Source organism: Paraglaciecola sp. L1A13 (genome assembly GCF_009796745.1).
Lineage (GTDB): Bacteria > Pseudomonadota > Gammaproteobacteria > Enterobacterales > Alteromonadaceae > Paraglaciecola.
In genome coordinates, this window is sequence record NZ_CP047024.1 from 681,118 (window position 1) to 700,799 (window position 19,682).

Sequence of the window (19,682 nt, forward strand, 5' to 3'; positions counted from 1 at the left end):
TTATTATGTACTCTCGTGGTCTTATCTTTATCCGTTTAAAGTGGAATTTATATGAAATATCGTGTTTTTTTTCTGGCCATGTGTGCCTTTTTATCAATGAGTTTTGGCGCAAATGCTGCTGATACAGCAAAAAGTGGTCAAAACCTTGATGGTGTTAAACAAAAAATTCAGAAGTCGTTGGGTATGCAAGTTTCCTCGATAGGTGATTCACCCGTACCTGGTTTATTGCAAGTGCAGACTGATAAAGGTTTGTTTTACACCAGCGAAGACGGCAAATACTTGCTGCAAGCGCGGATCTTCAATTTAGACGAAGGTATGCGTAATGAAACGGAAAATACCCTTACGCAAATGCGTTTAGACGGTATTGAAAAGTTTAAAGACTCTGCTATCGAATACAAAGCCGATAATGAAAAATACGTAGTTAATGTATTTACAGACATCACTTGTGGATACTGCCGCAAATTGCACAATCAAATGGATGAGTATAACGATCTAGGGATCACTGTTCGTTACTTAGCATTTCCCCGTGCAGGACTAAACAGTCAGCCCTACCAAGATATGGTATCAGTATGGTGTTCAGATAATCCGCAAAAGGCGCTTAACGAAGCCAAAGGTGGCGAAAACGTGGCCAAGCTAAGTTGTTCAAATCATGTCGCTGATCAATATAATTTCGGTCAGAGTGTCGGGGTCAATGGCACACCAAATATTATATTACCCAATGGTAGTGTTGTACCTGGCTACCAACCTCCTAGCCAATTACTTCAAGCAATACAGGACGCATCTTAAGGTTTTACGCAGGAGTTTTCACTCCTGCGCTTCTTTTAAGCGCACGTTTTCACCCTTTTAATGTAGAGTATGTCTGTGCAAATACGCCGTCGTTCCCCTGTTTCTGATGATCATCTTCCCGCGTCAATTGATCCAACCTTAAAGCAAGTTTATGCCGTTCGGGGTATAACAACCGAGCAACAACTAGAACGCAGCGCTAAAGCCCTTTTACATTACAAAGATATGTCGGGGATTGATCAGGCTGTATCTATTTTAGCCACTGCATTAGCTGAAGGTAAACGCATTATTATTGTGGGTGATTTTGATGCAGATGGTGCAACCAGTACGGCATTGAGCATGTTAGCATTGGGTATGATGGGCAGCAAAAATCACGATTATCTGGTACCAAATCGGTTTGATTTTGGTTACGGACTAAGCCCAGAAATTGTTAATGTTGCCTATGAGCAAGGTGCTCAGGTGATCATGACGGTAGATAACGGCATTGCCTGCTTTGCTGGCGTAGAGCGAGCTAAAGAGCTAGGGATTACCGTGCTGGTAACCGATCATCACTTAGCCGCAGAATCGTTACCGATTGCAGATGCCATTGTTAACCCCAATCAACCGAATTGCGCGTTTATGTCCAAAAATTTGGCTGGTGTGGGCGTCGCTTTTTATCTGATGTTAGCGCTTAGGGCACATTTGCGCCAAATTAACTGGTTTTCAGAGCACAATATTACTGTTCCCAATTTAGCTGAACTACTAGATATTGTTGCGCTAGGTACCGTGGCCGACGTCGTACCTTTGGACGAAAACAATCGAATTTTGGTACATCAAGGGTTATTGCGAATTCGCAGTGATAAATGCCGCCCAGGTATTCAGGCTTTGATAGATGTGGCTGGACGCGATAAACGGAAAATGGTCGCTTCTGATCTAGGATTTGTTATAGGACCTAGATTAAATGCAGCGGGTCGTCTGGACGATATGTCTATGGGGATCGAATGTTTGCTGACAGATTCAGACTACAAAGCTAAGCAAATTGCTGTTGAGTTGGATAGCTTGAATCGAGAACGTCGAGAAATTGAACAGTCCATGCAGCAAGAGGCAGTAGCGACATTAGAGAACTTACAATTAAGTGAAGAAAATATGCCCCATGGGCTTATTTTGTATCAGGCCGATTTTCATCAAGGCGTCATTGGTATTCTTGCTGGTCGCATTAAAGAAAAATATTTCAGACCAACGATTGCTTTCGCTCATCAAGATGATGCGATACTTAAAGGTTCTGCTCGCTCGATTCCAGGGGTGCATATTCGTGATTTACTTGAAGAATTGAGCACTCGCTATCCTGGGATTATTATTAAGTTTGGCGGCCATGCAATGGCAGCAGGGTTAAGCATTGAGTTAGCAAAACTTACAGAATTTACCCAGCGCTTTACTCAACTTGCAGAAGAACATTTAGCAGGTCAACCTTTAGCGGGTGAGCTGATATCGGACGGTGAAATACCTGCTAGTTCCATGACCCTTAATTTTTGTCAAATACTCAAAGATGCGGGCCCATGGGGGCAAGGCTTTCCAGAGCCCTTATTTGATGGTGAGTTTGAGTTAGTGGAGCAGCGTATAGTGGGGCAAAAACACCTTAAAATGATGCTCCGGCTAACAACGGGAAAACTCATCGACGGCATTGCATTTAATGTAGATACGAATATATGGCCTAATACGCATTGTAAGCGCGTCGAGCTAGCGTATAAACTTGATATAAATGAATTTCGTGGCCGCACGAGTTTACAGTTTTTGATAGAAGGGATAAACCCTCTCTAATATCGTGTGTGTATAGGTGCATAGTAACGTCAAGTGGGCTACATATCGTTTTGTGTTCGCTGTGGTGCTATTATGTTTGTTCTTAGGTAAATAGGGCGCAATGATGGCAAAAAAATCGGAAATCGATAAGTTGCTTAGTAAACATGAAGAGTTGACCCATTCTGAAGACATGGACGTAGAGTCGCATGTACAACGAAAGGAAGATCAATGGTTTGTAAACACTCTAGTAATTAAAGGCTATGACGTGCCGTTTCGTTTTCGCCGCAAAAAGCAGTACAAAAACCTCGAAGGTGCCCGGGTTAATCTGACCTACTACGCCATTACTGAAGAAATAGCTGGATTCCCATTCGAAGCCATGAAAGTGGTCCGAATAAAAGTCTCTTAAGTACCCCTCGTTTCCCCATGTAATTGAAGAGCGTACCGTGGCAGCAGAACAGTTAAATGGTTTTTTATTGCACAGGCGTGCTTATCGGGAAACCAGTTTTTTAGTCAACCTATTTACGGTGGAAAATGGCAAAGTTTCTGCGATCGTAAAAGGGGTACGTGGCAGCAAAAGCGACAAAAAAAGTTTACTACAACCTTTTCAGCCGCTGTTGATTGGTGTTTCGGGACGTTACGAGCTAAAAAACCTACAGCAAGTTGAATCAACAGGTGCCATGCTTCGATTAACTGGTCAGGCTTTGTACTGCGCACTGTATTTAAATGAAGTGTTAAATCGCGTGTTAGCAGATGATATTCCCCATCCTGAAATATTCATTCTATATCAGCAAAGTTTGCACGCTTTGGTTGTTGAGACAAAATTTGAACCCATTTTGCGAAGTTTTGAATTAGGTCTGCTTGACGCATTAGGCTACGCCATCGACTTAGCACATGACGCTAATTCGGGGGACGCTCTCTTGTCCGAAGCTTATTATCGTATCGTTCCTGAGCTGGGGTGTGTAAATGTTGGTAATATTCGCCAATCTGGCAGCTATTCAGGGCGAAACTTATTACGTGTTGCCAGCGAACAATGGGATAAGGACAGCTTACTGGTTGCTAAAGTGATTACCAGAGTGGCGCTGTCTGAGTTACTCGGTAGCAAGCCATTAATGAGCAGAGAGTTATTTAAACAAACCCATTTTGTCTCTAAAGGGAGAGGACATTGAAAGATATTCTGTTAGGGGTCAATATTGACCATATTGCGACATTACGCAACGCCCGCGGAACGAGTTACCCTGATCCGGTTCACGCAGCTGATATTGCCGAACGGGCCGGTGCCGATGGCATCACAGTGCATTTGCGTGAAGATCGACGACATATAAAAGACCGTGATGTGGCTTTGTTACGTCAGACTATAAATACCCGTCTCAATCTGGAAATGGCTGTTACCGACGAAATGGTAGAGATCGCACTGCAAACGCAACCTGAATTTTGCTGTTTGGTACCAGAAAAACGTGAAGAGCTCACCACGGAAGGGGGATTGGATGTGGTCGGTAATCAACAAAAAATTGCGCACGCTTGTGAACGTCTAGCGGCTAAGGGGATCCAAGTATCGCTGTTTATCGATGCTGATTTTGTTCAGATCGATGCAGCCGTCGCTTGCAAAGCGCCTTATATTGAAATTCATACTGGACAATATGCTGATGCGAAAACTGAAGCAGAGCAGGAAGCTGAATTAGCTAAACTAAAAATTGGTATTGAATATGCTGATTCAAAGGGATTGAAAGTGAATGCAGGACACGGATTACATTATCATAATGTAAAACCCGTCGCGGCAATTCCGCAGATTATAGAGTTAAATATCGGCCACGCAATTATTGCTCGCGCAGCATTTGAAGGTTTAGAAAAGGCGGTAGTAGATATGCGCCGCCTGATTTTAGAAGCTCGAGTTACGCAGTAAATCGGAGAGTCGTTATGGCAGTGATGGGTTTAGGCACAGACATAGTTGAAATAGCGCGTATAGAAAAGCTATTAACGCGCTCCAGTCGATTAGCTCAGCGAGTATTAACCGCCAGCGAGCTGGCAATATTTGATGAGCATACATTTCCTGCTCGCTATTTGGCAAAGCGTTTTGCTGCCAAGGAAGCTGCGGTCAAAGCGCTGGGAATTGGTATTGGTAATGGCATTAGTTTTCAAGATGTTGAAGTGCATAATTTACCGTCTGGCCAGCCATTTTTACGCTTTTACGCTAAGTTTGCTCTGTTGTGTGAACAACGTAATATTACCTCTAGTTATATCTCTATTTCTGACGAACAAAGCTACGCTGTAGCTACGGTAATTTTAGAGTCTCCTTAAATTATGGCGTAAGGCTTTGGTGCATCTCACTTATAAGGTGCACCATATGTGCAGTATTTACATTAATAGATGGATATTTTTGCTAGAATAAGCGCTTATCATTGGTAAATTTCAATTGCGTATCTTAACGACTCTGGCGAATGTCACTCGCTAGCCATAAATAACCAAAGACTTGGTCTTTTAGATCAAGTTGGCGCGTATACTGTATATATTTACCATTTTTCAGCCTAGGCACATGCGTGGGTGTTAACGCTATTTAGTACAAGGATACGTTATGGTTGCTATCCGCAAAGTTCATGAATCAAAACGGCCTCCCTTCGATGAGTGGCTAGATTCTTTGTCGCTCTCTGATGAATGTAAACATAAGCTACGAGTGGTGTCTGATACGCCTGAAATACTCTTAGTCGGTCAGGAAATGGTAGAGATTCTGCATGAACTACACATGGATGACGAAACCCTTCAAGCCTCTATGGTTTATCCCTATTGCCAGACGCATGAATTAACCGAAGAACAAATTGAAGAGCAGTTTGGGGTAGGTATTCAAAAGCTTATCACTGGCGTTAGACGTATGGACGCAATTAAGTCTTTGCACACCCGAGCAAACAGTGCCCGTAAGAATGACGAAGAACAGATAGATAATGTTCGCCGTATGTTACTGGCCATGGTTGAGGATGTGCGTGCGGTGGTTATAAAGTTAGCTGAGCGCATTTGCGCTTTGCAGCAGGTCAAATACCAAGACGAAGAAACTCGAGTCTTAGTTGCACGCGAATGTGCAAACATATATGCCCCCTTGGCTAATCGCTTGGGGATTGGGCAGCTTAAATGGGAGTTAGAAGATCTCTCCTTTCGGTATTTACGCCCAGAGACCTACATGCAAATCGCTAATTTATTAGATGAAAAACGCACTGTTCGCCAACAATATATCGAAGATTTCGTACAAGAATTACAAGCTGCTTTAGACGCTCAAAATATCAAAGCTAAGGTTTACGGACGTCCTAAGCATATTTACAGCATCTGGAAAAAAATGCAGAAGAAGCATTTAAGCTTCGAGCAATTGTTTGATATTCGGGCTGTACGCATTATCGCCGATCGCTTGCAAGACTGTTACGGTGCACTTGGCGTAGTGCATTCGAATTGGCAACATATTCCGCGGGAATTTGACGATTATATTGCGACCCCCAAACCTAATGGTTACCAGTCAATACATACGGTGGCCTTAGGTAAAGAAAATAAAACGATTGAAATTCAGATTCGAACTGCTCAAATGCATCAAGACGCGGAGCTGGGTGTTGCGGCTCATTGGCGCTACAAAGAAGGAACAAGCAGCAGTCGTTCAGGCTATGAAGAGCGCATTAATTGGCTACGTAAAATCTTGCTATGGCAAGAAGAAGTCGCTGAGTCGGGCGATTTGGTTGAAGAACTTCGCAGTCAGGTATTTGATGATAGGGTTTATGTATTCACTCCCAAAGGGGATGTGGTAGATCTGCCGCTGGGCTCGACGCCACTGGATTTTGCATACTACATTCATAGCAATGTAGGGCATCGCTGTATTGGTGCAAAAGTCGGCGGACGCATAGTGCCTTTTACCTATGAGCTACGAACTGGCGACCAAGTTGACGTCTTAACGGGCAAAGAGCTAAATCCGAGCCGTGACTGGATGCATCCAGGCTTAGGATATGTGCATTCATCTCGAGCGCGGGCCAAAATTCACACCTATTTTAAAAAGCAAGACCGAGATAAAAACTTAACCGCGGGTAAAGAGATTTTTGAACGCGAATTGCAAAAAGCAGGTATCGAAAATAAGGATATTTCTGCAGCGTGTTCTCGTTACAACATGAATACAGCAGATGATTTATACGCTGCAATCGGCGGTGGTGATATTCGACTTATGCAGGTCGTAAACTATTTGTTGCAGCTTCGCGAACCACCATCAGAAATTGATCCAAGAATAAAGCCTAAAAAACCGCAATCCGATAAATTTAAGAAAGATACTGTGGTGGTCGAAGGGGTGGGCAATCTTATGACCCAAATTGCAGGTTGTTGCCAGCCGTTACCCGGAGAACCTATCCAGGGGTATATCACTCAAGGACGTGGGGTCAGCGTGCATCGAGAAGATTGCGATCAGTTAAGTAATTTATTGGATCAGCATCCTGAGCGCGAAATTGACGTGGATTGGGCTAGTAATATCAGCGCATCATTTCAAACTTACGTACAAGTTTTTTGCAGTGATAGAGACGGCTTGTTGCGAGATATCACCACTGTTTTAGCCAATGAAAAAATCGGTTTACTTGGGGTTAACAGTGCCAGTGACGTCAAATCGGGTTTAGCGCGTATATCATTGCGTTTAGAGGTTAAAGATTTAGTCGGTTTGTCCCGCGTTATGACACGTATTGAAGGGATAAAAGGCGTTGAGATGGTGCAAAGAACAGACAATTAATAATGGCAGATTCAATTTTGGAAAATCGATTGGCACAGCAGGATACTAAGAGCAGCACACAAGAAACTGCGCTAGACGAGTTACTTAACATTATGCGCCAGTTAAGAGATCCGGTTTCTGGGTGCGAATGGGACAAACAGCAGACATTCGCAAGTGTTGCGCCTTATACCATTGAGGAAGCATACGAAGTTGCTGACGCTATTGATAAAGGGGATATGGAACATATCCGCGATGAGTTGGGCGACCTGCTATTTCAAGTGGTGTTCTACGCACAAATTGCACAAGAGCAAGGTGAGTTTACGTTTGATGATGTTGCTAAAGGCATTGCAGATAAGATGCGCCGACGTCACCCCCATATATTTGCCGGACCTGATGGCAAAAAAATACCTGTTCAAAAAGGGCAATGGGAGCAGATAAAAAACCAAGAGCGTATTGATGCGGGTAAAACGGAAGATAACAGTTTATTAGCAAACGTACCTACTGGGATGTCACCATTGCTCAGAGCACAAAAATTGCAGCAAAAATGTGCCAAGGTTGGCTTTGATTGGCCGGAGCTCGCTCCCGTGCTAGATAAATTGCAAGAAGAAATAGTTGAAGTGCTGGACGAAGTGAACGCGCCTATTCCCGATCAATGTGCAATTGAAGACGAAATTGGCGATGTGTTGTTTTCGGTGGTCAATTTGGCTCGTCATGTGAATGTTGATGCACAAACGGCATTACGCAAAGCGTCTAATAAGTTTGAGAAGCGCTTTAGACAGGTAGAATTAATTGCTAACCAACAAGGGCGAGCAATAATTGAGACCCCATTGACCGAACTCGAAGTATTTTGGCAACAGGCGAAAGAACTTTCTAGTTAATCTGTTGCCTCAACAATAAGAACGATAAATTTGTCGTTGCTTGTTACAAAGTTTGATTTCACTTTCTTAGGATCACGTGTAGATTGAAAATAGTTGTTAATTCGATTTACATACTAAAGAGGTACAGCGTTTTATTACTCGCGATACGTTATGAATAAATTACTGGTTTTAATATTTCCATTGTTGTTTTCGTTACTCAGTTTTGAGGGACGAACTACGACTAATGGTAAAGTAAATATTGAACGAAATGCAGTTTTATCAGATGTATTAGATTCTCAATCATTGCAGGTATCCGAAGAAGCTGATAACCGTGATGAAGACTTCTATGTTGGCTTTAAATTCCCAACGTTATTGATGCCGGGTAGTAAAAACTATTATTTTACGAGTGTTCAACCTTCTTTCCGCCAGATTTATGATTTAGGGACCATTCGCGCCCCACCTTCTATTAGTTAATTTATCAAGCAATTGGATCACACATAGCATTTACGCAATGGTGAAAAAAATTAATTAAATAAAAGTTTCCACTTTGGTTGACCAAAGTGAGGATTTAGGAAGAAAAATCATGAGAAATATAGCCCTTTACGAACTAAACCAATTAGATGAATTAGCTTGGCCTGAAACCTATCAAGGGATTACGCTAGATTCGCCAGCAATGTCTGTATTTACTGATTTCAAAAAATCAAAACCTATTGTTATTCAAGCAGATACACCAATTAATGAAGTTGAGCAGCGAATGATCGAGGAAAAGGTACGTCTAAAAATCGTACTCGACAGCAGCCAAAAATTCATCGGAGTTATTAGTTTAGATGATCTAAACGACCAAGAAAAAATAAAGCGCATTGCCTCTGGTATTGAACGAACAGATTTGTGTGTTCGTCATTTTATGCGCACAAAAGAGGAACTGAAGGTTATCCTCTTTAGAGAGCTCAAGCGTTCTAAAATCGGCGATGTGGTAGAAATGTTAAGAGCCAATGGTTTGCAACATTGCTTAGTCGTAGACAGCGAGGTTCATCAAATTCGTGGGATTGTATCCGCGAGTGACTTAGCCAAAGGCTTAGGCATTGCCATGAATTTAAGTGTTAGCCCAACCTTCTTCGATATTTTCAATGAAGTCTATAGCGAAGCTCCTCTTTTTAAGGCTTATGGTTAAGGCAACTTAATTTCGACGGCCATTAATAGGTGAGGGAGATTTGTTTTTTTGCAAATTTCCCTCATACCAACACAAAAAATCTAGTCTTAACACTCCTCTGTGACCGAAATTAGACACCAGATCGCACAATTTCTACTCGCGTTTAGTGAAAACATCTGTATAATTCGCGCCCTGCCCAGTTACACCTACTTTGGGAAAGTAGAAGAATCATACGACTCGAAGGGGTCAGTGTATTGGTTTTAAGCGGTTTTTGGGGTTTTAAACTCAGGTTTGAAATAACAGAAACAACGTAACATTTAGACATAAATTTTTTGGGTAATATTAGATGAAAACTTTTGTTGCAAAGCCAGAAACGGTAAAACGTGAATGGTATGTGGTAGACGCCGCAGACAAAACACTTGGTCGTTTAGCGACTGAAATTGCTAGCCGTTTACGCGGAAAGCATAAGCCTGAGTACACACCTCACGTGGACACAGGGGATTACATTGTTGTGATCAACGCAGAGAAAGTAACAGTTACCGGCAACAAAGCTAAAGGTAAAATGTACTACTCTCACTCAGGTTACCCAGGCGGTCTTAAAGAGACTAACTTCGAGAAGTTACAAGCCCACAAACCAGAGATGATCATTGAAAAAGCGGTTAAAGGTATGTTGCCAAAAGGTCCTCTTGGGCGCGATATGTTCCGCAAAATGAAGGTCTTCGCTGGTCCTGAGCACAAGCACGCTGCTCAACAGCCTCAAGTCTTAGACATTTAAGGAACATAGAAAATGGCAGATACTCAATACTACGGCACAGGTCGCCGCAAAAGCTCTACCGCTCGTGTTTTTCTTCGCGCTGGTAGCGGTAACATCGTTGTTAACAAACGTCCTCTAGATGAATTCTTTGGCCGTGAAACAGCACGAATGATTGTTCGTCAACCACTTGAATTGGTTGAGATGACTGAAAAATTCGATCTATACGTCACAGTTGCTGGCGGCGGAATTAGCGGCCAAGCTGGCGCGATTCGTCACGGTATTACACGTGCATTGATGGAATTTGATGAGACTCTTCGTCCTTCTTTACGTAAAGCTGGTTTCGTAACCCGTGATGCACGTAAAGTTGAGCGTAAGAAAGTGGGTCTACACAAAGCGCGTAAGCGTCCACAATTCTCAAAACGTTAATCGTTTTTACGAATTCGAAACCCGGCTATTTGCCGGGTTTTTTTTGGCTGTTATTTGGTCAAAAAGCCGTCTTGTTTGGATTTCCAGCTTAAGTCTCGGTATTTCTTCGTTTTATTGACGAATTCCTTGTATTTATTGTGGGTTTTCTTTTATCATTTTCGGTTAAAGATAAAACTATAACTTCTTTTGGTGCGTATGCTTAATATGCGCTGTTAAAAGAAGCTTGAGCAAATTCAACCCTCGGAGATTATTGGATGAGCAATGTATCATTAGATGCGAATGATTCGTCTGTTGCCGAAGGCCAACCACAAGATAATAACCGGCGTCGATTTTTGACTGTCGCGACGTCTGTTGTGGGTGGTGTCGGTGTAGTAGGTGTCGCAATTCCTTTCATAGGTTCATGGAACCCAAGTGTGAAAGCGAGAGCTGCAGGTGCTGATGTAGAAGCAGATATTAGTAAAATTGAACCTGGACAACTTATTCGCGTTGTTTGGCGCAGTAAGCCAGTTTGGATCACCAGACGTACACCAGAGTTGCTTGAATCATTGACAAAAATTGATGATTTGTTGAAGGATCCTAACTCTGAAGAGGATCAGCAACCTGAGTTTGCACGTAATGAATATCGCTCGCTTAAAGCAGAATACTCCGTCTTGGTTGGTATTTGTACTCACCTAGGCTGCTCTCCTCAACATCTTAAAGATGGCGCATTCGAAGAATACGTTGAAGGTGTACCTGAAGGCTTTCATTGTCCATGTCATGGTTCTAAGTTTGATATGGCTGGTCGTGTATTTAATAACGTTCCTGCACCACTCAACTTGGTTGTTCCTCCGTATATGTATTTGGATGACAACACCATTTTGATTGGTTCCGAAGAAGGAGCGGCATAATATGTTCAAAAATTTAATGGATTGGATTGAATACCGCTTGCCTATTATGCGTGTTGCTAACATGCATGCTGTTCAATACCCAGCTCCCCGAAACATGAACTTCTGGTATGTGTTCGGTTTTCTAGCCACTATCGTTTTAGTTAATCAAATTGTTACCGGTATCTGGTTGACTATGAGCTTCGAACCATCAGCTGAACGCGCGTTTGCTTCGGTTGAGTTCATTATGCGTGATGTTGAATATGGCTGGATATTACGTTACATGCACAGTACTGGCGCATCAGCGTTCTTTATTGTTGTCTACTTACATATGTTCCGCGGAATGATTTACGGCTCGTATCAGAAACCACGTGAATTATTGTGGTTATTCGGTATGTTCATCTATCTGGCTCTGATGGCCGAAGCCTTTATGGGTTATGTTTTACCTTGGGGACAAATGTCCTACTGGGGTGCGCAGGTTATTGTTTCCTTATTTAGTGCAATTCCCGTTATTGGTCCTGATTTAGTGGTATGGATCCAGGGTGACTATGTCATCTCAGGTGCGACCTTGAACAGATTCTTTGCGTTACACGTTATCGCTTTACCACTTGTTATCGTTATTCTTGTGTTCCTGCATATCGTTGCACTTCACGAAGTAGGTTCTAACAACCCCGACGGTACTGACGTTAAGCGTAAGAAAGGTTCACTTAGCGAAGAAGAAAAAACCAAGTTTAAAATACACGAGTATTATACCGACAAGTACGACATTATTGATGACATCGTGCCGTTCTTCCCGCATATAGTACTGAAAGATTTGGTTGCCTTTAGCCTCTTCTTGATCGCATTTTGTTATGTCATGTTCTTTAACCCAGGCATGGGCGGGTACTTCCTAGAGCATCCTAACTTTGAAATTGCGAATGGACTTAAAACGCCTGAACATATCTTCCCTGTTTGGTACTTCACGCCTTTCTATGCAATTTTGAAAGCCGTACCGCACAAATTGGGCGGTGTTATTTGCATGTTCGCCGCAATTGTAGCGTTAGCACTTCTGCCTTGGATTGACAGAGGACGCGTAAAATCATGGCGTTATCGTTGTGGTTTACACACTTGGAATCTCATTATTTTTGCTGGTGTATTTATCTTCCTAGGTTATTTAGGCGGTACCCCACAAGAAGCTTGGAAGATTATTGCTTCGCAAATTTTGACCATAATGTATTTTGGTTTCTTCTTCTTACTGTGGATTTACAGCAAGAATGAGAAAACTAAGCCAGTCCCAGCGAGGATTACAGGATGAAGAAGTTAATACTCGTTTTAGCCTTTTTACTACCCAATGCAGTATTTGCTGCAGGTGGCGGTGTACACCTAGACACTGCCAATTATGATTTAACGGATAAAGCTTCGTTGCAAAACGGTGCTAAGTTATTTCAGAATTATTGCTTAGGTTGTCACCAAATGCAGTACCAACGTTATCAGCGTGCGTTCGAAGACTTGGGTATTCCGGCGGAGATAGGTCAGGAGAACTTGCAGTTCACCGGCGAAAAAGTTGGCGATTATATTAAAAATGGTATGCCTGCTGATTCTGCTGCAAAGTGGTTCGGAGCGCCGCCACCAGATTTAACTTTGGTTGCCCGTGTCCGTGGTGCTGACTGGCTATATACCTATTTGCGCACATTTTATGTTGATGAAAGTCGTCCATTTGGTGTGAACAATTTAGTTTTTCCAGAAGTGGGTATGCCCCATGTGTTGCAAGAGTTACAAGGTATCCCTACCAAAACAACTGAAGAACATATGGTTGACGGTGAAATGGTTGAGCGCTACGTCGGTATAAAGTCTGACGGTTCAGGCGTACTCAGTCCTGAAGAATATGATTCAGCGGTATTAGACCTAGTAAACTATTTAGTTTATACCGGCGAGCCATCACGTTTAGAGTCTGAAAGTATAGGCCGCTGGGTGATCATCTTCTTATTGGTATTCTTTGTGCTTATTTATTTACTCAAGAAAGAATATTGGAGAGATGTGCATTAATTCAACAAAAGTTAATGTATAATCCGCAAAATTTTAAGGGGCCCTGCGCCCCTTTCTCATCATTGGTAGATTAATTTACCGTTTTGCTGTTAATGCCGCCTTATTTGCGTAGTAAAGACAGTAATAATTGAATTTTTGCTCGTTAACAGCGAATAAAAATTTGAATTTAGGAGGAAGCTTAATGGCTGTAGCCACAAATAAACGTTCTATTATGACGTTGTTCTCAGACACTATCGATATTTATAGTCATCAGGTGCGTATCGTACTGGCTGAAAAAGGTGTTGGAGTAGAAATCAGCTATATCGAGAAAAACAACCTGTCGGAAGATCTTATCGACTTGAATCCTTATGGCACAGTGCCAACCTTGGTTGACAGAGAATTAGTGCTCTATAATTCTCATATTATCATGGAATATTTGGACGAACGTTTTCCTCACCCTCCCTTGATGCCAGTTTATCCTGTGTCTCGTGGTCAAAGCCGCCTGACGATGCATCGCATCCAAAATGATTGGTACAAGTTAGCTGAGCAAGTCTTAGAAGGTAAAGGCGATGTGGCTACTGCGCGTAATGAATTACGTGAAGCACTACTTAGCTTAGCCCCGTTGTTCGCTGAAACGCCTTTCTTTATGAGTGAAGAATTTAGCTTGGTTGACTGTTACTTAGCTCCACTATTATGGCGTTTACCGTCACTTGGTATCGAGCTAACAGGTAACGGTGCAAAAGACGTACGTGGTTATATGAATCGAATTTTCGAAAGAAGTTCGTTCAAGGCATCATTGACTGACCAAGAACGTGAAATTCATAACCCTCTATAGTGGGAAATGACAATATGACATCAAATCAACCTTATTTACTTCGTGCATTCTACGAATGGATTGTAGATAACAATCTAACGCCTTATTTAGTGGTTGATGCTCATGTTCAAGGTACGTTAGTGCCTCAAGAACATGTCCGTGACGGACAGATAGTGCTTAATGTTTCTCCTTCGTCATGTGGCAAACTATTGCTTGGCAATGATGAGATTACCTTTGATGCGCGTTTTGGCGGTGTGCCCCGCAACATTGTCGTGCCGTGTAAAGCGGTATTAGCTATCTACGCCAAAGAAAATGGTGCAGGTACAGTGTTCACTCCTGAAGATGATTTCGAAGGTGATGGCAGTGATTTAACCCCGAGCCCAGTGCAGTCATCAGATAAACCTGATAGTGCTTCAGCTCCAAGTAAAAAAGGTAAGCCTAATTTAACTATCGTTAAGTAGGCAGTCACTTGAATTAAAAATAGGTGCCTAATGGCACCTTTTTTATGTCTGCTATTTATCTTGTCTCTTTATATGCCGCGCTAAATTGGTTAACGGTAAAATGCTAACGTGTTGCATCTTTACGTAATAGACCCATTAAAAATAAGCGCTTATTTACTAAGCAGCCATTGGCGGATAAGAATGAGTGGGGCGCAATTATCAGACCGAACAACAAATCATAAGATATACATACTAAACATCCGCTAGGCGCGTCTGTATAGTTCGCTAAGCCAAAAAAAGGTTTCTCTTGTCTAAATGTTACAGCCAGAAATTGTAGCTCGTGCGTGATTTACGCAGCGTTATTGGAGGTGTGCCAGTAAGTGTCTTGATAGGGCTCGTTGAGGAAGGTTTTTAGTGGCTTTTAAAGCTTTAGCAAATACTTGATCGGTAAACCGGTACTGTGGATCGCGGGAAATAGTAGTATCGCGTTTACTACTTCAATATCGCGCCGCCTGACTAATCAAGCGGCGTGTTGATTACCTAGAATATTACAAATACTCAAACGCCTTAATGACTTGTTTTACGCCGTCAATATTGCGCGCCACCGTTGCTGCAATTTCGGCTTCTTTCGTACTGACAAGACCCATCAAAAAGACTTCTGAGTTCTCAACCGCAACATGGATGTGAAAGCCATCAATGCGTTTATCCGAAATTAAATTTGCTTTGATTTTTGAGGTTAGCCAAACATCATGTGTTGTTGTACTGGCTGAAACCGGAGGTCCTAAACGTACTTGGTTATGTAATTTCTCAATATTTCTAACAGATGTCGCTGCTTCTTGCGCTTGGCGAATCAGTGCTTCAGTCGGGGCTTGCCCAACTAAAAGTACCGAGCCATTAAAAACGTGCACATGAATGTTAGCTTGTTTGTCAATGCCTGCATTTTCTGATAAAGCGATAGAAATGCGGCTAGAAACGGTTTTATCATCAAGTTGAGTGCCTAACGATCTGCGATCGTGAGCGGCTGACGCAGCCCCTACACCGGCACCAACCACCAAGGCAGCACAGCCTTGTAATAAGCTTAACGTTAGTAGCGCCCCTATGAGTAATTTGGGTTTGAAATTTAACACTGAATTACTCCTGTGAAGTTTCGGGGAATAAACAATCATCTATTCCCTCACAAAGATTATGAACAACGAGTAAATGAACCTCATGTATACGCACTGCGCGGCTTGATGGCACTCTAATTTCCACATCGTTAGGGCCCAACAAACCGGCCATTTCACCACCGTCTTGCCCCGTGAGTGCGACTATGGTCATATCCCTATTTAGGGCCGCTTCCATGGCGGCAATTACGCTACGGGAAGCCCCGTTAGGAGATATGGCGAGCAATATGTCCCCAGCTTGACCTAGAGCTCGAACTTGTTTGGAAAAAACTTCTTCATAGTTAAAGTCGTTGGCAATCGAGGTGATAGTCGATGTGTCTGTCGTTAACGCAATTGCGGGTAAGCTAGGCCTTTCCCGTTCATAACGGTTAAGCATTTGCGAAGAAAAACTTTGGGCGTGTGCCGCTGAGCCACCGTTACCACAAGACAGTATTTTATTGCCATTAATAAGCGCATTAACCATCATTTGCGTAGCATGGGCGATAGGCTCTGGTAATTCTTCAAGAGAAGCAATCATAGTTTGAATGCTCTCGGTAAAATTGGCTTTAATGCTATCTAACATTCATGCTCCAATACGCGGTAGTCGTTGTTTTTATACATACTTTAACCAACTAATTCTGTCACTGTTGTTACTTAATACATCTATACCGACTATATCAATTCTATGGGCGATTAACGAAGGATTAAGCTGATTGTCTAACATATAGTGTTGAATTGCGGATTCAAATTTGCGTCGCTTGTGCGAATGAAAGAATTCCACAGCATTACCAAATTGCTGTCCGCTGCGATATTTAACTTCTACAAACACTAATTCTTGACCATCTCGCATTATGATATCAATTTCACCACTGCGACATCGGTAATTTTGCGTAATTAACTCAAGACCCTGTTGTTTCAGATACGCTAAGGCACGTGCTTCACCTAGCGCACCTTTGGTTAAAGAGCGTAATGGATTATTCCATGGCAAAAGGAGTTACTCGGTCTTGTTGTACCTTGGCCCATTGTAAAACGCGGTGGACTTCACCGTCGCTGCTAATGCTTAGCTCACCACTTAAGCCTGGTACAGACGTTATGGGTAACAGCTTCAAGTGCCTTAGTTTAGGTATTAAGTTGTAAGCGTCATAGCCAAGCGCGAACAGACGTAACAAACTATCCTGACTTTGAGGCCATAGTGTTCCGACTTCATTTGCCAGCTCTAGCCAAGGGTTATTGGGCATCATCCAAGGCATGTCGATAAACGTTAGGTTACGTAAATCTCGAATACTATTTTTGTTTAAATCTAAGGTATAACTCCTCGAAGACGCGAAAACCGATATTTCACGGGCGGCAAAAGGACTTAAGCTTGATTCTATTATGGGGCTAAGCAACTCCGTTTGCTCTGGATTGGCGAAAAGTATGATGGCATCTACGTCACGACGGTTACGCTCAACAGCATATACCTCGCTAGTTGTAAGTAATTCTATTTGCTTAACACGCTGACGACTTTGGGCAACATCCAATAACTCAGAGACCAATTTACGCATGCTTTTGCTATCAGTGAAGGTACCGGTAGCGGGAGCTACATAATCTTTTTGTCGTTGGTGGACCCGCCATTGTTCAATGAAGGCTTCAGCCATGCGTTGGGTTGTACTGGTATCGGCTGACAAAACGACTGGATGACGAAGCCCAGAGTCATAAATATGTTTGGCTAATTGGATTGCTTCATCTTCAGGCGCTAAAGAAAAGTAAAATATTTCGGGGCGAGAGTTTTGTGTTTTATCATCAGAAATTACAGCATCTGATTCTATTTCAGACTGAGCTACGTTTGCTTTTTCTGTTATCAAATGATTAGCGTCAGCAAATGTTGCAGTTGCGGTAGTGTCACTAGCAATAACTAAATCGATTCTGTTCAATGCCAGTATGGACTTGTTCGCGGGCAACAATGTAATCAGTTCGGCAATTTTTTCTTTTAATAACGGGCCAACAATCACGTCATAATCTGCGACCAAGCCATTTAACTCTTGCGGTGTTTTGAGTGCTGAATCAAAAAATCGCAATTCAATGTTTGGTATAGATGTGCCATTAGTTTTGAGCGATGAGTTATTGAGCTGGGCCAAGTATGCTGCGACGATTCCGTCTTTAATGGCATTACCTTGACTGCCGAGACGTCCCGTTAAAGGAAGTAACACCGCCACGCGTTTTGCAATGATTGGCGCTTTACTCATGGCAGTAATAAGTGTTTCTGGTAATGCTTGAGATAGTGGGTGATAAACATGCTTGCTTTGCCATTGGCTTACACTACGCTGCAACATATCAGGCTCTAAACCTTGTTGTTGTACTATATCCTTAAGATCAAGCCAAGATCGAAGCCTAGGTTCATCGATAATTGCTTGTTGAGCTTGCTTTGCGTTTAGATTGCCTAAGGCACGCCATAAGCGAAGGCTATTCTCATTGTTCAAATTACCCGCTGCTAATAAGTTTTTACTTGCTTCTAGCCATGCTTGTTGATGCTCATCGATATGGGCTTGAACCGCACGAATACGTGCTTGTTCAGTGAAATCATTTGGTAATTTTTCAAGTAATTTTTGGGCGTGTAATAAGGCTGGGCTTGGCAGTTGCACATAACATTCAGCGAGTAATAATTGAGCCTGGGCCTGATTCTCTGGGTGGATCAATTCAGGCGTTAGAATATTAAGCAGTTTAATACTGGCATTGCAGTTTTGTTCTTGTTGCAGTTTACTTGCCGCTAACAACAACAAATCGTTGCGCTCAGTGGTATCACCATCTTGTGCAAACTTACGTTGAGCTTGGTTTAGGTAATATTGACTGCTAAGCTCTCGGTCTGGCTGCACTACCTTGATATCTGGACGTTTTACCGTGTTTTTTTTGTTCGGTGCATCTGCACATGAAGCCATAAAAACGACTAGGCTAACAACCACTACCGACCTGATTAATTTCATTAAAGGTGCACTCACTTAACATCTTGATAATTCGCCCGTTAGTTTATACCAACGCTGACAAATATCTACCTGCTGGCGGGATGCTGTAATGGGAAGTTACAAGGTAAAATAGCGATATAATTGTTAAAAGGCGTTTCATAGTGGCAAATTCTGGAAAATTGTTCATCGTTCCTACCCCAATTGGAAATTTAGAAGATATTACTCTGCGGGGAATTAGAGTATTAAATGAGGTGGACTTAATTGCCGCTGAAGATACCCGTCACAGCCAAAAACTGCTGCAACACTTTGATATTAAGACCCGTCTTATCTCGTTACATGATCATAATGAAACTCAGCGAGCCGTGCAATTAATCGAAAAGTTGCATCAAGGCATGAATATCGCATTGATCTCAGACGCCGGTACTCCTCTGATTAGTGACCCTGGTTATGGGTTGGTGAATCAATGCCGCGCCAATGCGGTAGAGGTGATACCTTTACCTGGGGCGTGCGCCGCGATAACGGCTTTAAGTGGAGCGGGGTTGGCGACTGACCGTTTTCGCTTTGAAGGTTTTTTGCCTGCGAAGCAGCTCGCCAAAACCCAAGCGTTAGAGACCTTAGCGCGCGAAACAGCGACCAGTGTATTCTATGAATCTCCGCGCAGAATAGCCGATACAGTGCAAGCGGTAGTTAATGTGCTAGGCGGTGAGCGTAAAGTGGTAGTGGCCAAAGAACTGAGCAAAACCTTTGAAACGTTTTACTCGGGTACAGCAGATGAAGCGCTTGAATGGTTACATGCTGATTCGAATCACCAGCGAGGAGAATTTGTGTTGATGATTGCGGGCCACAAAACCGATGTTAATGAAATTCCTGAAGAAGCATTGAAGTTGCTTAAATTATTGATGGGGGAACTGCCGCCTAAAAAAGCTGCCGGTATTGTCGCCCAACAATATGGATTGAAGAAAAATACCTTATATCAGATGGGGCTTGGGTTTAGCGAAGCTAAAGCAGATTGATGTTAAGTTA

The 19,682-nt window shown here is 42.6% G+C and carries 22 protein-coding genes; 18 read left to right on the forward strand and 4 right to left on the reverse strand.

Annotated elements, in window-relative coordinates; all coding sequences use genetic code 11:
- Nucleotides 1–51 precede the first annotated feature (51 nt).
- The 17 genes from dsbC to GQR89_RS02910 all read left to right on the forward strand — a co-directional run bounded on the left by dsbC (nucleotide 52) and on the right by GQR89_RS02910 (nucleotide 14,599).
- On the forward strand, nucleotides 52–786 hold the full coding sequence (gene dsbC / locus GQR89_RS02830; protein WP_158768659.1) for a bifunctional protein-disulfide isomerase/oxidoreductase DsbC: 735 nt from the start codon (nucleotides 52–54) through the stop codon (nucleotides 784–786).
- Between the two features lie 75 nt (nucleotides 787–861).
- Nucleotides 862–2,580: a single-stranded-DNA-specific exonuclease RecJ gene (gene recJ / locus GQR89_RS02835; RefSeq protein ID WP_158772112.1), complete on the forward strand. Its 1,719-nt coding sequence runs from the start codon at nucleotides 862–864 to the stop codon at nucleotides 2,578–2,580.
- Nucleotides 2,581–2,683: 103 nt separating this feature from the next.
- Nucleotides 2,684–2,965, forward strand: coding sequence for a hypothetical protein (locus GQR89_RS02840; protein ID WP_158768660.1), 282 nt, complete (start codon nucleotides 2,684–2,686; stop codon nucleotides 2,963–2,965).
- Between the two features lie 37 nt (nucleotides 2,966–3,002).
- Entirely contained in the window at nucleotides 3,003–3,725 is a 723-nt protein-coding gene (gene recO / locus GQR89_RS02845; protein WP_158768661.1) for a DNA repair protein RecO, read from the forward strand.
- Nucleotides 3,722–4,459, forward strand: a complete 738-nt coding sequence (gene pdxJ / locus GQR89_RS02850; RefSeq protein ID WP_158768662.1) for a pyridoxine 5'-phosphate synthase — start codon at nucleotides 3,722–3,724, stop codon at nucleotides 4,457–4,459. The genes recO and pdxJ overlap by 4 nt, the downstream gene beginning before the upstream one ends.
- Nucleotides 4,460–4,473: 14 nt before the next feature.
- Complete coding sequence (gene acpS, locus GQR89_RS02855) at nucleotides 4,474–4,854, forward strand: holo-ACP synthase (RefSeq protein ID WP_158768663.1); 381 nt, start codon at nucleotides 4,474–4,476, stop codon at nucleotides 4,852–4,854.
- Between the two features lie 274 nt (nucleotides 4,855–5,128).
- Complete coding sequence (relA, locus tag GQR89_RS02860; protein WP_158768664.1) at nucleotides 5,129–7,291, forward strand: GTP diphosphokinase; 2,163 nt, start codon at nucleotides 5,129–5,131, stop codon at nucleotides 7,289–7,291.
- A gap of 2 nt (nucleotides 7,292–7,293) precedes the next feature.
- Nucleotides 7,294–8,148, forward strand: a complete 855-nt coding sequence (mazG, locus tag GQR89_RS02865; protein ID WP_158768665.1) for a nucleoside triphosphate pyrophosphohydrolase — start codon at nucleotides 7,294–7,296, stop codon at nucleotides 8,146–8,148.
- Between the two features lie 150 nt (nucleotides 8,149–8,298).
- The gene (locus GQR89_RS02870; RefSeq protein ID WP_158768666.1) at nucleotides 8,299–8,601 is read left to right on the forward strand and encodes a hypothetical protein; all 303 of its coding nucleotides are present in this window, start codon (nucleotides 8,299–8,301) and stop codon (nucleotides 8,599–8,601) included.
- 109 nt (nucleotides 8,602–8,710) lie between these two features.
- On the forward strand, nucleotides 8,711–9,298 hold the full coding sequence (locus GQR89_RS02875; RefSeq protein WP_158768667.1) for a CBS domain-containing protein: 588 nt from the start codon (nucleotides 8,711–8,713) through the stop codon (nucleotides 9,296–9,298).
- A gap of 325 nt (nucleotides 9,299–9,623) precedes the next feature.
- Nucleotides 9,624–10,052, forward strand: coding sequence for a 50S ribosomal protein L13 (gene rplM, locus GQR89_RS02880; protein ID WP_158768668.1), 429 nt, complete (start codon nucleotides 9,624–9,626; stop codon nucleotides 10,050–10,052).
- A gap of 12 nt (nucleotides 10,053–10,064) precedes the next feature.
- On the forward strand, nucleotides 10,065–10,457 hold the full coding sequence (gene rpsI, locus GQR89_RS02885) for a 30S ribosomal protein S9 (RefSeq protein ID WP_006991013.1): 393 nt from the start codon (nucleotides 10,065–10,067) through the stop codon (nucleotides 10,455–10,457).
- A gap of 254 nt (nucleotides 10,458–10,711) precedes the next feature.
- Nucleotides 10,712–11,344, forward strand: a complete 633-nt coding sequence (gene petA, locus GQR89_RS02890) for a ubiquinol-cytochrome c reductase iron-sulfur subunit (RefSeq protein WP_158768669.1) — start codon at nucleotides 10,712–10,714, stop codon at nucleotides 11,342–11,344.
- A 1-nt stretch (nucleotide 11,345) separates the two neighbouring features.
- Complete coding sequence (locus tag GQR89_RS02895; protein WP_158768670.1) at nucleotides 11,346–12,614, forward strand: cytochrome b N-terminal domain-containing protein; 1,269 nt, start codon at nucleotides 11,346–11,348, stop codon at nucleotides 12,612–12,614.
- The gene (locus GQR89_RS02900) at nucleotides 12,611–13,345 is read left to right on the forward strand and encodes a cytochrome c1 (RefSeq protein ID WP_158768671.1); all 735 of its coding nucleotides are present in this window, start codon (nucleotides 12,611–12,613) and stop codon (nucleotides 13,343–13,345) included. Before GQR89_RS02895 ends, GQR89_RS02900 begins: the two co-directional genes overlap by 4 nt.
- A gap of 181 nt (nucleotides 13,346–13,526) precedes the next feature.
- On the forward strand, nucleotides 13,527–14,159 hold the full coding sequence (gene sspA, locus GQR89_RS02905) for a stringent starvation protein SspA (protein ID WP_158768672.1): 633 nt from the start codon (nucleotides 13,527–13,529) through the stop codon (nucleotides 14,157–14,159).
- A gap of 14 nt (nucleotides 14,160–14,173) precedes the next feature.
- Entirely contained in the window at nucleotides 14,174–14,599 is a 426-nt protein-coding gene (locus GQR89_RS02910; RefSeq protein WP_158768673.1) for a ClpXP protease specificity-enhancing factor, read from the forward strand.
- A gap of 527 nt (nucleotides 14,600–15,126) precedes the next feature.
- Here the strand turns inward: GQR89_RS02910 and dolP are convergent.
- From dolP to GQR89_RS02930, 4 genes are read right to left on the reverse strand one after another with little or no spacing between them, the layout of a single operon-like run.
- Nucleotides 15,127–15,705, reverse strand: a complete 579-nt coding sequence (gene dolP, locus GQR89_RS02915; protein WP_158768674.1) for a division/outer membrane stress-associated lipid-binding lipoprotein — start codon at nucleotides 15,703–15,705, stop codon at nucleotides 15,127–15,129.
- Nucleotides 15,706–15,709: 4 nt separating this feature from the next.
- On the reverse strand, nucleotides 15,710–16,303 hold the full coding sequence (locus tag GQR89_RS02920) for a phosphoheptose isomerase (protein ID WP_158768675.1): 594 nt from the start codon (nucleotides 16,301–16,303) through the stop codon (nucleotides 15,710–15,712).
- Nucleotides 16,304–16,333: 30 nt separating this feature from the next.
- Nucleotides 16,334–16,708: a YraN family protein gene (locus tag GQR89_RS02925; protein ID WP_158768676.1), complete on the reverse strand. Its 375-nt coding sequence runs from the start codon at nucleotides 16,706–16,708 to the stop codon at nucleotides 16,334–16,336.
- Nucleotides 16,695–18,680: a penicillin-binding protein activator gene (locus GQR89_RS02930; protein WP_158768677.1), complete on the reverse strand. Its 1,986-nt coding sequence runs from the start codon at nucleotides 18,678–18,680 to the stop codon at nucleotides 16,695–16,697. Before GQR89_RS02930 ends, GQR89_RS02925 begins: the two co-directional genes overlap by 14 nt.
- A gap of 140 nt (nucleotides 18,681–18,820) precedes the next feature.
- On the opposite strand from GQR89_RS02930, the gene rsmI reads away from it, so the two are divergent.
- Entirely contained in the window at nucleotides 18,821–19,672 is an 852-nt protein-coding gene (gene rsmI / locus GQR89_RS02935; RefSeq protein ID WP_158768678.1) for a 16S rRNA (cytidine(1402)-2'-O)-methyltransferase, read from the forward strand.
- The last annotated feature ends 10 nt before the right edge of the window (nucleotides 19,673–19,682 follow it).

Excerpts from the sequence above, each read along its gene's own strand:
- dsbC (WP_158768659.1), top strand. The coding sequence starts at position 52 with ATGAAATATCGTGTTTTTTTTCTGGCCATGTGTGCCTTTTTATCAATG.
- rpsI (WP_006991013.1), top strand. The coding sequence starts at position 10,065 with ATGGCAGATACTCAATACTACGGCACAGGTCGCCGCAAAAGCTCTACC.
- GQR89_RS02895 (WP_158768670.1), top strand. The coding sequence starts at position 11,346 with ATGTTCAAAAATTTAATGGATTGGATTGAATACCGCTTGCCTATTATG.
- GQR89_RS02875 (WP_158768667.1), top strand. The coding sequence starts at position 8,711 with ATGAGAAATATAGCCCTTTACGAACTAAACCAATTAGATGAATTAGCT.
- GQR89_RS02900 (WP_158768671.1), top strand. The coding sequence starts at position 12,611 with ATGAAGAAGTTAATACTCGTTTTAGCCTTTTTACTACCCAATGCAGTA.
- relA (WP_158768664.1), top strand. The coding sequence starts at position 5,129 with ATGGTTGCTATCCGCAAAGTTCATGAATCAAAACGGCCTCCCTTCGAT.
- mazG (WP_158768665.1), top strand. The coding sequence starts at position 7,294 with ATGGCAGATTCAATTTTGGAAAATCGATTGGCACAGCAGGATACTAAG.
- GQR89_RS02870 (WP_158768666.1), top strand. The coding sequence starts at position 8,299 with ATGAATAAATTACTGGTTTTAATATTTCCATTGTTGTTTTCGTTACTC.
- GQR89_RS02930 (WP_158768677.1), bottom strand. The coding sequence starts at position 18,680 with ATGAAATTAATCAGGTCGGTAGTGGTTGTTAGCCTAGTCGTTTTTATG.
- sspA (WP_158768672.1), top strand. The coding sequence starts at position 13,527 with ATGGCTGTAGCCACAAATAAACGTTCTATTATGACGTTGTTCTCAGAC.
- GQR89_RS02910 (WP_158768673.1), top strand. The coding sequence starts at position 14,174 with ATGACATCAAATCAACCTTATTTACTTCGTGCATTCTACGAATGGATT.
- petA (WP_158768669.1), top strand. The coding sequence starts at position 10,712 with ATGAGCAATGTATCATTAGATGCGAATGATTCGTCTGTTGCCGAAGGC.
- GQR89_RS02920 (WP_158768675.1), bottom strand. The coding sequence starts at position 16,303 with ATGTTAGATAGCATTAAAGCCAATTTTACCGAGAGCATTCAAACTATG.
- GQR89_RS02840 (WP_158768660.1), top strand. The coding sequence starts at position 2,684 with ATGGCAAAAAAATCGGAAATCGATAAGTTGCTTAGTAAACATGAAGAG.
- acpS (WP_158768663.1), top strand. The coding sequence starts at position 4,474 with ATGGCAGTGATGGGTTTAGGCACAGACATAGTTGAAATAGCGCGTATA.
- rplM (WP_158768668.1), top strand. The coding sequence starts at position 9,624 with ATGAAAACTTTTGTTGCAAAGCCAGAAACGGTAAAACGTGAATGGTAT.